The organism is Bacillus sp. EB V-12 (assembly GCF_056158125.1).
Window position 1 is genome coordinate 15908 of record NZ_JBUXJL010000025.1, and the last position, 12158, is coordinate 28065.

General features: G+C 33.6%; 9 protein-coding genes and 4 pseudogenes. 8 read left to right on the plus strand and 5 right to left on the minus strand.

All coding sequences use genetic code 11. From position 1 onward, the window contains the following. Positions 1 to 523 precede the first annotated feature (523 nt). Together ACZDYH_RS29570 and ACZDYH_RS29575 are read left to right on the plus strand one after the other, a co-directional pair. On the plus strand, positions 524 to 784 hold the full coding sequence (locus ACZDYH_RS29570) for a hypothetical protein (RefSeq protein ID WP_434714823.1): 261 nt from the start codon (positions 524 to 526) through the stop codon (positions 782 to 784). A gap of 232 nt (positions 785 to 1016) precedes the next feature. After that, a complete protein-coding gene (locus ACZDYH_RS29575; protein WP_434714825.1) occupies positions 1017 to 1217 on the plus strand; it encodes a hypothetical protein in 201 nt (66 codons plus the stop codon). A 145-nt stretch (positions 1218 to 1362) separates the two neighbouring features. Here the strand turns inward: ACZDYH_RS29575 and ACZDYH_RS29580 are convergent. Then, positions 1363 to 1700, minus strand: a pseudogene (locus ACZDYH_RS29580) (recombinase family protein); the annotation flags it as partial. A 1113-nt stretch (positions 1701 to 2813) separates the two neighbouring features. Between ACZDYH_RS29580 and ACZDYH_RS29585 the strand changes: the two are divergent. Continuing rightward, entirely contained in the window at positions 2814 to 3566 is a 753-nt protein-coding gene (locus tag ACZDYH_RS29585) for a M12 family metallopeptidase (protein ID WP_474887935.1), read from the plus strand. Positions 3567 to 3882: 316 nt separating this feature from the next. On the opposite strand, the gene ACZDYH_RS29590 is transcribed toward ACZDYH_RS29585, so the two are convergent. The 4 genes and pseudogenes from ACZDYH_RS29590 to ACZDYH_RS29605 all read right to left on the minus strand — a co-directional run. Then, positions 3883 to 4224, minus strand: coding sequence for a YolD-like family protein (locus ACZDYH_RS29590; RefSeq protein ID WP_474887937.1), 342 nt, complete (start codon positions 4222 to 4224; stop codon positions 3883 to 3885). Further along, positions 4221 to 5486: a Y-family DNA polymerase gene (locus ACZDYH_RS29595; RefSeq protein WP_474887939.1), complete on the minus strand. Its 1266-nt coding sequence runs from the start codon at positions 5484 to 5486 to the stop codon at positions 4221 to 4223. Before ACZDYH_RS29595 ends, ACZDYH_RS29590 begins: the two co-directional genes overlap by 4 nt. Before the next feature lie 131 nt (positions 5487 to 5617). Further along, positions 5618 to 6248: pseudogene (locus tag ACZDYH_RS29600) on the minus strand (IS4 family transposase); the annotation flags it as partial. Between the two features lie 143 nt (positions 6249 to 6391). Then, positions 6392 to 6496 (minus strand): annotated as a pseudogene (locus ACZDYH_RS29605) (Tn3 family transposase); the annotation flags it as partial. Positions 6497 to 6597: 101 nt separating this feature from the next. Here ACZDYH_RS29605 and vanR-A point away from each other — a divergent pair. The 5 genes and pseudogenes from vanR-A to ACZDYH_RS29630 all read left to right on the plus strand — a co-directional run bounded on the left by vanR-A (position 6598) and on the right by ACZDYH_RS29630 (position 11662). Continuing rightward, complete coding sequence (gene vanR-A, locus ACZDYH_RS29610) at positions 6598 to 7293, plus strand: vancomycin resistance response regulator transcription factor VanR-A (RefSeq protein ID WP_474887941.1); 696 nt, start codon at positions 6598 to 6600, stop codon at positions 7291 to 7293. Continuing rightward, positions 7277 to 8431 carry a vancomycin resistance histidine kinase VanS gene (gene vanS, locus ACZDYH_RS29615; protein WP_474887946.1) on the plus strand — a complete coding sequence of 385 codons (1155 nt, stop codon included), beginning with the start codon at positions 7277 to 7279 and terminating at the stop codon, positions 8429 to 8431. The genes vanR-A and vanS overlap by 17 nt, the downstream gene beginning before the upstream one ends. Before the next feature lie 451 nt (positions 8432 to 8882). Then, positions 8883 to 9637: pseudogene (vanY, locus tag ACZDYH_RS29620) on the plus strand (VanY-A/VanY-F/VanY-M family D-Ala-D-Ala carboxypeptidase); the annotation flags it as partial. Positions 9638 to 9742: 105 nt separating this feature from the next. Further along, on the plus strand, positions 9743 to 10381 hold the full coding sequence (locus ACZDYH_RS29625; protein ID WP_474887942.1) for a VanZ family protein: 639 nt from the start codon (positions 9743 to 9745) through the stop codon (positions 10379 to 10381). 297 nt (positions 10382 to 10678) lie between these two features. Then, the gene (locus tag ACZDYH_RS29630) at positions 10679 to 11662 is read left to right on the plus strand and encodes a glycerophosphodiester phosphodiesterase family protein (RefSeq protein WP_474887943.1); all 984 of its coding nucleotides are present in this window, start codon (positions 10679 to 10681) and stop codon (positions 11660 to 11662) included. The last annotated feature ends 496 nt before the right edge of the window (positions 11663 to 12158 follow it).

Consider the following 12158-nt stretch of genomic DNA (forward strand, 5'->3'; position numbering starts at 1 on the left):
TAATTATCGTTATTGGAAGTTGATTAATATCAGTTCATTTGTTTTTCGAAAGGAGTTATTTTGTTCGTTCAAAGATAATATCAAAGTAATTCGCGTACCCTATAGTTGGGGGCACAAATAGTTGATTTTATAGGGGGAAAACCTGTAACTAAATCCTAATATAGGTGTTTTTGTTTAAATTTCGCTTAATTCTCCCCGGTAATTAACTAAAAATTTAGGAATCGTTATATAATTAATTTAAAATTAGGAGTGATTAAATTGCCAGATATGATAAACCTCGTTCTTTTCATCATTATAGCGATTAGTACTGTTTTTTATTTAATAAAAGAATTTCAAAAAACTGAGAAAAAGTACTTTGGATTTCACTAGAGTTTTTAGTTCTTTTCTGGGCTATAGGAAGCATATCGACTATCATAATCTAATAGGGATACCACCACATCGCTATCAAGCTAATACAACAGAATCCTCCTAAAATGGAAATTAATAAAGATAGAGTTTTGGCGAAACAAGAATAGGGGTAGTTATGGTGAAACAAAGATGGAGAAAGACAAAAGATACAAAGGGTTGGTTATATGATATCTGTCAAGACCTTACGGTAGTAGAAAAAGACTATAAACCTGAAGTATGTTGTAGCAGTTATGAGTGTGGATGCTATGGTATGCCAAACAATCCAGTAGTTTGCAAGAAGTGTATCAAACAACATACTTTTAAATTAAAACTAAATCTAAGAAAGAACTCAAAACGAGGTCTTCATAAACGTAAAATAGATGTGTATCTTCCGTAAAGGAGAGGGATGATGTATTTTTATAAGGAGTCAAGATGGAGTAAGTTTAAACGTAAGAGTAAATCCTTTGGAAACTGGTTACTGGAAGTAATAGACTTCATTATAAGCGATATCATATGGAATTTCATCTTCAAAGGTTTCTTTAGACTAATAGGTTGTGTGTTTTGGGGTATGGGAAAGGTGTTAAAACTTCTAATAGAAAGCATATTCGATTAAGAAAGAAGGGGTAGTTATGAAAACTAGTGAAGAAATGCATTGGCAAAGGTTTAAACGTAAGAGTAAATCCCCGAAAGAGTGGTTAAAGAAAGTATATGAATTTTTTATTAATGAACATGTATGGGATGCTATCTTTAAAGTGTTCATTAAACTAGTATGGGCAGTAAAAGGTATGGGAAAAAGCTTGAAACGGGTAATAGAAAATATATTCAATTAAATTAAGAAAGAAGGGGTATTGCAATGAAAATGAAACAGATTGGTAGTAAAGGGAAACTTGGTATAGTTGTTATGGGAACAGGTAGAACAAATTTAGCATTCAATTGTTCCATTTCACATTAAAAATAAATTAAAATTTTGTCTCTCTATTCTTTCATACTTTCCTCATACTGTCTGGCAAGTTTATAAAATGAAGAACGTTTGATACTATACTTTTTCATAGCTTCTACGGCTGTAATCGAGGCGAATTTCCATTCCTTGTAAGCATCCGTAAACTCTTCTGTTATTTCGGCAGGTGGGGACGATCTAAACGTTTACCTTGTTTTTTTGCAAGGGCAATTCCTTCAGCTTGACATTGTTTAATATCAATGCGCTCTTTTTCTGCAAAAGCTGATAATATTTTAAGGGTTTCTTTTTGAATTGCACTCTCAATGACATCATTTGTACTTTCTCCAGTGTAATTGGCGTTAATATATGGTTCCTTTTTTCTATGCAAAATAAAAAAGCAGCGGATTCGCTACCTCTCCATGTTCATCCACCCCACGGTAATTTTTAATTTAAGTATTGAAATTCTCTAAATCTCGATGTATTATATTTTTGTATTTTCTCAGTTCCTAAGCGGAGAAAACATCATCACTTTTGAAAGGAACCGAACTCCAGCGGTTCCTTTTTATTTACTTGAACTCATTTTCAAATTATTGTATTATATTTTCGGGTCTTACTTATATAAATCATTATCAGGAGAATCTGCAGGTTTGCAGATTCTTTTTTTGTTAAATAAAAAAAGTAGTGGACCTGACACTTTAATTAATCAACTTTAAATCAATATCTATACTAAAATAATTTATAAAAATTATAAGCATAGGTAAATAAAGAAGAATGGTGCATTCTTACAGATAGGCCTATATTTATATTCGATACATATTAATTATAGTAAAAGGCATCAATAGATACAGATAACTATAGTGTTCCAATACGTTAGTTTAAAATATATATCCATGATGTATTTTTTGAAACGATAAAATTGTATATTTTCACAAAAAATTAGATGTAATTTTTGTTGAAGAGCAATCTGTAAGTTCCATTAAAATATGTGGTAAATTCAAATGTGATATACCATACATATTCGAAAAGAGATAATGCACGTAATTAAAATGTTCTTATCTCTTTTTTTACCTATATAATGAAGAAATTTATTGGGGAAAAGTAAACAAATAATTATTTGAGAATATGATGTACTATTCTTTCAGACGGATATTGTATTCCTTACAGTATCAAAATAAGAAATTTTATCAAATATATAGGAATATTTAATTAATCTCTACTTTATTGAATTTCATTTTTATTATGTAGTTTCTATATACCAGAGAAAAAAGCAATCTATTTGGATGTTCACATGAGTGTTTAGATTCTGTTTCGTAAATTAAAATTTCCAGTTGGCGCCTCATACCCAGGATGGTTTCCAAGTGAGATATTGAATAAAAAGTGTAGGATTTTTCACGGTAAATAAAGGTAATTTATTTTAAGAATATAATAACATTTTTCATCTAATACTATATTTTGAATGTGTTTAATTTAGATTAAAGGAGAGATACTAATGTCAGAAGAAATTAAGATTTGTATTGATCGGATACTGCCACAGGATATGCATGAAGAAGCACGTGAAATTGCAATTGCTGAAAATACCGAAAATAATATTATAGAATCTAGATATAAAGATTTGCCAGAGGAAATTGCAATTCTAACAGGGAAAAAATGGGGAAAGGGTAGAACATTACGTGTCCGTTTTTTAGATGGAGTTCCTGATGTACAAAAGAGGGTAGAACATTATGCACATGAATGGGAGAAGTACGCTAATATTAAGTTTATATTTGGTAATGACCCTGATGCAGAGATTCGTATTTCTTTTAAACATGATCGAGGTTCATGGTCTTATATTGGTACAGACTGTCTATCAATTCCTAAAACTGAACCAACGATGAATTTCGGATGGTTAAAATCAGATACTCCTGATGATGAATATTCTCGAGTAGTATTACATGAGTTTGGACATGCTTTAGGGTGTATTCATGAACATCAAAATCCAGCTGCAAATATTCCTTGGGATAAAGAAGCTGTTTATCGTGTATTTATGGGACCACCTAATAATTGGACAAAAGAACAAATAGATCAGAACATTTTTAAACGTTATAGTAAAACCGAGACAAATTTCACACAATTTGATAAGAATTCAATCATGTTATATGCAATTCCAAATACACTTACAATTGGTGATTTTGAAGTGGGTTCAAATAGAGTTCTTTCTAATATGGATAAAGAATTTATGAAGGAAATATACCCTGAAAAATAACATATTTCCAAATAATTATAGGGAATGGTAATCATGTTGCTATGTCAATGGATTCTGAAATTGATTAATTCGCATCTTTATTTACAACGTTCTTAATGTATACTTTTAATGTGTATTTTGAGGATATCAGGATGTTTGGTTTGAAGTCAATGTTTTAGTTGAAATGAATGCAAATTAAGGGGTAAAAGTTTACTTTCCATTTTTACTAGAAAAACAAAGAGAATTTGTAGAAATTTCTACAAGTTCTCTTTGAGATAATATAACCACAAGGAGGCGCCCATCACTTTGAAGATTCGTATTTTTTATTAGAGATATATTAATTCGCATCTATTATATTAGAAAATTGCAGTTTTATCTTATTATAAAAAGCATCCGTACATATAACAGCGCCATTTGGTGGGTCAATATCAACAACAGTCATATAGCTTGAGAGTAAATAACCTTCTTCATAATATGAAATTAATTTTTCTTCTTCAGATAATAAGGAACATACTAGCATATTTTCAATTCGTTCTTTTTCTTCAGTTGTTAAAATCGGACGGGTGATTTTGTGTTGTTCCCTAATGATTTCACGTATCCCATCAAATTGGGGTGTTAATGCGGCAAACGGAGCCCATTTCACCATTCCGCGCCCCTTTGGCATCTTAGCGTTATTCATAATTTATGTCCCCCTATTAGTGTGTTTCGGTATCTAGCTGTAGCGCTATGCGTGTAGGAAACCCCACGTAGAATACTGTTCTTCCCAAACTTAGTGCGTATTTCATCCATTACTTTTGTTAACTTCATTTCTTGTTCTCGCTGCGTTATGTTATCAAAAAGAGAAATTTGTTCCTCTCCTTCTTTGATTAGGTTCGTTAGAGAAATGTTTATGCTGCGAATGGGTTCGCCAGTATATTGTTGATGTAAAAAGTATGTACAAATTTTATAAATATCCATAGTTAAGTTAGTCGGACGGCTTAAAGTATGAGTTTTTCTAATACCCCCGTTATAACTTTTGCTATACCCGACTGAAAAATGAACGGTTTGAGCAAGTTTATTTTGTCTTCTAAGCCGATAACAAACTTCTTCAATATGTTCCAGTAGAATAATTGGAAATTCTTCTATTGTGTAATCGCGCGTGAGTATTTGGCTTTTTCCAACAGAAGTTGTGGCAGGAACATATTTTTCTGAAATGCGACTAAAGTCAATTCCGTAGCTATGTAAGTGTAATTCTTCTCCAATCTTACCGAAGCTTTGTTTTAAGTATTTAAGAGGGTAATTGGCTAAATCTCCGATAGAATGTATTCCTTTTCGATTCAACTTTTCTTCCGTTTTGTACGAAATACCCCAAAATGTATTAAGCGGTCGTATGCTCCATAATTTTGTTGGGACATCTTCATATTTCCAATAAGCAATGCCGTTTTGATTCTCCTTTGCTTCAATATCTAAAGCTACTTTGCTCATTAAAGGGTTAGGGCCAATTCCTATTGTGCATTCGATCCGTGTTTTCGCATATATTTCATGTTTAAATTTCAACGCAAACTCATAGGGATCATTAGCAAATAAATGAATACTATCCGTAATATCCATGAAGAACTCGTCGATGGAATATTGGTGAAAATCCTCAATAGGAACGTACTGCAAAGCTAGCTTTGTTATATAATTGGAGCAATTTATGTAAGTACCCATAATTGGATTTACAACAAGAATGTCTTTTCTGCGAGGAATCTCGTATAATCTGGCCATCTTTTTTACACCTAATGCTTTTAATGGTGAAGTGGCAGCTAGAACGATTGAACCGTTTCTATTTACATCACCGACTACTGCCAATTTTGTATACATAGGATCTAACCCCATTTTGATGCAACTTACTGAAGCGTAAAAGCTTCGTAAATCCACACATAAGATGATTCTATTCGGTAAGATAGAATAGTCATACACTGTTATTCCTCCTTAAATAAAAAGAACGTTTGTTCTTATTATATGCGAACTTGTGTTCTTTTATAAAGGGTTTTTTGTTTGAAAATATTTTTTTGCATAAAGAAAAGACACTCGTATACGAGTGTCTTTCAGATATTCTGTAAATCATGTAATTCAAAATAGCCTAAATCTCTTATATACAAGTTTTTTGGTCGAATGGTTTGTAGGCTTGTTGAACCAAAGGTTTTATCATTTTCTCTTCCTTCTCCTACATAAACGTGCAGGAACTTCCCACTCAATAAGTCATACTCTAATTGAATTTTGACTCCTGCCGTATGGATACTTCCCCCCGATCCTTGATAATGTAAAGAAAACTTATCTGGAAACTGAAATGTTGTAGACTCTAGAATCCGAATGTGCTTAAAGGTCGTGGTGTATTGATGAATTATTTCTTGTGTTGAATGAATTCTTTGAGTTAGAAGGTTAGCTAGAACTTGTTCAAGAAACTTGTACTGCGGAAGCATTAAATCGTTGGTTAAGCCCTTCATGGCTGATAAGACCACCTGTAGATACTTCAAGACAGCTACATAATTGTGTGAGTGATGTACTTACAACCTGTTGGCTAAGCCTTACACATAAAGCAACTAATTCCTTTGCTTGATATTTACTCTTTCGATGAACAAATCCTATTTCTTTAGCTAAGTGCTCTAGAACATAGGAAGACATATGTCGTTGTAATTCTTCAGCAATTAGTTGAAGTTCTTCAAGAATCGGAAAATCCATAATAAAACTCCATCCTTTCCTATAATTCTACAGAAAGATTTGCATATTTTTTCATTTTAGGAAGGGACTTTGTTTTGTTAGGTTGATATGGATAGGACGGGACCTCCTTCTAGTTTTGGATACTCATTTGCTTTATCTATTGTAAATAATTTTGAGTCCGATGGATCTCTTATTCTTGGCGTAAAATTAAATCCTAATAAATGAGTAAATCCGAAAATCTATTTTGTGTAACCGGCTGTGTCTGTATACAGTAATATGACTTTACTTGGTGTAATAGGTATGATAGGCTCGTTATTCAGAAGAGATTCCAATTGAAAAAAAGCACATCCATAGAGGAGGATTGGTAACCATGAGTGATAAAGTACTTATTGTGGAAGATGAACGCGAAATTGCGGATTTGGTTGAGCTATATTTGAAAAACGAGAATTATACGGTTTTCAAATACTATACCGCAAAAGAAGCATTGGAATGTATAGATAAGAATGTGCTTGACCTTGCAATATTGGATATCATGCTTCCCGACGTAAGTGGTCTCACTATCTGTCAAAAAATAAGGGACAAGCACACCTATCCAATTATCATGTTGACGGCGAAAGATACGGAAGTAGATAAAATTACAGGGCTAACATTTGGTGCGGACGATTATATTACAAAACCCTTTCGCCCACTAGAGTTAATTGCGCGAGTCAAGGCGCAGTTACGCCGATATAAAAAATACAATGGAGTAACGGCACAGAACGAGAATGTTATCGTTCACTCTGGTCTTGTCATTAATATAAGCACGCATGAGTGTTCTCTGAACGAGAAGCCGTTATCTCTCACTCCCACCGAGTTTTCAATCCTGCGTATCCTCTGTGAAAACAAGGGGAATGTGGTTAGCTCTGAGCAGCTGTTTCATGAGATATGGGGTGACGAATATTTCAGCAAGAGCAATAACACTATCACCGTGCATATCCGACATCTGCGAGAAAAGATGAACGACACGGTTGATAATCCGAAGTATATAAAAACGGTATGGGGGATTGGCTATAAAATTGAAAAATAAGAATAAAAAAATCGATTATTCAAAATTAAAACGAAAACTCTACCAATATATCCTTACGATTGTCATGGCAGCAGTTGTATTTGTGCTGTTTGTGCGTCTATTTATCCAAGGGAAACTGGGGGAGTGGATCGTACGTTTTTTGGAAAACAGTTATCATTTAGAGCGTTGGGACGCAATGATAATATATCAGTATACTATACGGAACAATATAGAAATTTTTATTTATGTGGCGGTTGCCATTAGTATTCTTATTCTATGCCGTGTTCTGCTTTTAAAATTTGTAAAATACTTTGAAGAGATAAATACCAGTATTGATATACTTATTCAGAACGAAGATAAACAAATTGAGCTTTCTGCGGAAATGGAGTTCATGGAACAGAAGCTCAATACATTAAAGCGAACCCTTGAAAAGCGAGAGCATGATGCAAAGGTGGCCGAACAAAGGAAAAATGAAGTTGTTATGTACTTGGCACACGATATTAAAACGCCTCTTACATCAGTTATCGGTTATCTGATCCTGCTTGACGAGGCACCAGACATGCCAAGAGAGCAAAAGGCAAAGTACGTGCATATCACGTTAGACAAAGCGTATCGCCTGGAACAGCTAATCGACGAGTTTTTTGAGATTACGCGATATAACCTTCAAACGATTACACTCACGAAAAAGCACATAGACCTATACTATATGCTGGTGCAAATGACTGATGAATTTTATCCCCAGCTTGCCGCGAAGGGCAAACAGGCGGTTATCCATGCTTCCGAAGATTTGACCGTATTTGGTGATCCCGATAAGCTAGCGAGGGTCTTTAACAATATTTTGAAAAACGCCGCTGCATACAGCGAAGACGACAGCGTTATTGACATTACGGCGGGCCTCTCCGAGGATGTGGTATCCATCGTTTTCGAGAACGTCGGAAACATCCCGAAAGATAAACTCGCTACCATATTTGAAAAGTTTTACAGATTGGATGATGCCCGTTCTTCTGATACGGGCGGCGCGGGACTTGGATTGGCGATTGCAAAAGAAATCATTGTTCAGCATGGCGGACAAATTTACGCGGAAAGTAATGATAACTCTACGACGTTCACGGTAGAGCTTCCAGCCTTCCAAGGCTTGGTTGATAAAGGGAATTCTTAGAAAATAATCACTGTTTCTTAAGAAAATCTTAAGGTCATCTCTACTTTTTCTTAGGAAATTAACAATTTAATATTAAAAAATGGCTCGTTCTTATGCGGTAGACTTAAACCATAAGAACGAGCTTTTTTGTTTCGTCAAAGAAAGATATGATAATTTATGCGTGATTAAAATAGCTCACATGTTTAGAGAAAGAGTGACATAAATATTTTTTTCCTTTTAGCGAATTGTGTCAAATGAGCAATAGGCTGTTTTGGATGTTCCTCAACACACCATTGAGCAGAGCATCCGCATATAGCATCGCTTTGCAGAAAGTAATCGTTAAGAGTTTCATATCCGAAATCTTCAGCGTTTGAATCAGCGTGACATTATCATCAAGTCATTTACCTAAGGAGGAAGCTGAAAATGAAGAAGTGGTGTTTTTTTATTGTTATTTTTCTTAGGTTTTGCTTTCATGAATAAAGCACTGTTTTTGCAGAATAAAGTAGAGGTTCAAAAATATGATCAAAATCACAAAGATAACATAGATAATACAGGGACTACCTCAATTATTCAAAAGAAAGAGATTGTAAAAGAACACATCTATTAAGGGAATCTGCTCTTAATTAACAGTAAATATCCTATGCGCCAAGAGAGTGTGAAATCAGATATCGTAAATTTATCTAAACATAATGAATTGATAAACGGATAAGGGTTGCTTAATACAAATATTTATTTAGCAAAAGAAATAGCAAAAAAATTTTTAGAGATGATTAATAATGTTGTAAAGGAAGGCGTTAATCAATTTTTAATTAATAGTGGTTATTGTGACTTTGATGAGCAAAGTGGACTTTACCATGAGATGGAGGCTGATTATGCCTTACCAGCAGGTTATAGTGAACATAATTCAGGTTTATCACTTGATGTAGAATCAGGCTTAACGCAAATGGAACGAGCACCTGAAGGGAAGTGGATAGAAAAAAATGCTTGGAAATACGGCTTTATCTTACGCTATCCCTAGGATAAAACGGATGTTACAGGTATTCAATATGAACCTTGGCATATTCGCTATGTCGGTTTGCCTCACAGTACGATTATGCAAAAAATGAATTTAGCCTTGGAAGAATACCTGGATTATTTAAAAGAAGAAGAGAGCATTTCAGCAAGTATTGAGGGGGAAAATATAAGATTTCATATTATCCCTTTTTTCAAAGCAAGAAAATTGATGTTGAAATACCTGTAAAAGATATGGGGGGTGATTATGACCACCCGTTCTTGAATTATATTCTAAAATGACAAAGTTATAGATTACAATGTAAAGTTAGGAGATTTTAAATGCATTCAGGAGTTTTGATTAATTATTTATATACTTATTTTTTTACTATTATTTTTTGTATAATGTTTCAAATTGGATTTTATTTTAAAACGAAAAAAAATATATCTATTCAGCATTTTCTATGGGTGTATGTTTTTCTATTCTACCTTTCACTAGTGTATAAGGTGACGCAGATAGGGACTATATGGGACATAGGTAGATACGAAACATTAATTCGTGCAAATCAAATTAACTTAATTCCATTTGCTTCTGAAGGTATGACTACTTATGTCTTAAACATTTTACTGTTTATGCCATTAGGTTTTTTATTGCCGACTATTTGGCCGCAGTTTAGAAGAATGAAAAGTACTGCCTATGCTGGATTCGGGTTTTCATTAGCTATTGAGTTAGGTCAATTGCTAGATAATAGAATTACAGATATTGATGATTTATCTATGAACACCCTGGGAGCAATTATTGGATATTTATTATATAGAGTATTATTCAAAGTGTTATATAAAAGAGATGAAAAAAAGATTGATAATAATATTTCTCTAGTAATAAAATACGAGGCTATTTTTTATTTGGTTTGCTCATTTGTAGGTATGATGTTAATTTATTATCCAGTTTTATTTAGACGGCCTCTAATCCTTCAATAAGGTGATTAAGATGCTGTCAGATAATTATATACATATAGTAAATTGATTCTTAAATAATAGTATATTACAAATACCCATTTATATTAAATTCTCATAGAAATCTTTCAAAACTACTCTTATTGAAGGTTGAGTGGTTATTAAATTGATTTCTATTGCTCCCGTTTTATATCATAGTACCAGCCTTTAATTAACAATTATATCCATTGCGAAAAAATAAAATAGGCTTTAATATTTACCAGTATTTAAATGCCGAAAATTGTTTAATGCATTTCAACCAAAATTTAAGAGGAGCATACAATGAACAAACTAAAAAGGTTATTGAAACGTAAAACGACTTGGATAATTCTTATCCTATTCGTATTTGTTTATGTAAATAACAGTTCTTTTTTTGCTAAGAGGGACGATGGAACTCCTCTTCTTCTTGCTCATCGAGGACTTTCGCAAACATTTAGCATGGAAGAGATTGAGAGTGATACATGTACAGCAGAACGTATAAATAAACCTGAACATTCTTATTTAGAAAATACAATTCCATCTATGGAAGCGGCATTTCAAGCTGGAGCTGATCTAGTAGAGTTTGATGTTCAACCAACTAAAGATAATAATTTTGTTATTTTTCATGACTGGAAGCTTGATTGCCGTACTAATGGTAAAGGCGTTACAAGAGATTTTACAACAAAAGAATTACAAGCACTTGATATTGGTTACGGTTATACAGCTGATGGAGGTAAAACATTCCCGTTTCGTGGAAAAGGGATTAATCTTATGCCAACACTGGATGAAGTACTTAACCATTTTCCAGACCGTTCTTTTCTTATTCATATTAAAAGTGATGATGAAAATGAAGGAATCCAATTGGCTACTTACCTCAAGAAATTACCAGCGAAGCGCCTTGATCAACTAACTGTATATGGTGGCGATAAACCAATTGCTGCGATAAAAGAGCGCATCCCTAGTTTACGAATAATGTCAAAAGCGACCATGAAAAAAGATCTTATTACTTATATGGCATTAGGGTGGACTGGCTACATACCTTCAAGCCTGATGCATGGAGAATTACATATACCAGACAAAGTAGCTCCTTGGCTTTGGGGATGGCCAAATCGTTTTCTTAATCGAATGGATAAAGCAGATACTCGGGTTATCATTGTAGGAGGAAATGGGTTTGGGTTTTCAAGTGGATTTGACTCATCTGAAGATATAAAACGCCTTCCTGACGATTATACAGGTGGAATTTGGACAAATCAAATTGATAAAATAGCACCTTTATTTAAGAAATAAGGGACAATATAACAATCGAAGTTTTTTCAGCTGTTTAACCATCTATATTTTAAAAGAAGACTTATTATTAATGTTGAAGTTCTATATACTGAAAAATGCCCTTAATTTCCTATACATAATGGAAATCAGGGGTGTTTTTGGATAAGTGGGACTTACTTTATTTATATTCAAACAGAAGTACAACAACTATCAAAGAATAAACCGCTAGATGTATAGAATGAGCTGATGCAGATAAGTAACTTTTTCGTTTTGGGGTACCTTCAAGATCTTAAGCCTGATGGGCATGAGGTAGTACCACATCGCTATCAAGCTAACAAAATAAAATCCCCCTAAAATGAAAAGATACGCTATTCTTTCTGTAGAATCATAGGAAAGGATGGCGTTTTTTATGTCTGTTTCTAACGAATTACAACAATTTGCTTAAGAGATTCAAAGTGCCCTATCTCCAAATGTCTTACGGGATCTTGCTAGAGATGTTGGCTTTGTACAACGAACC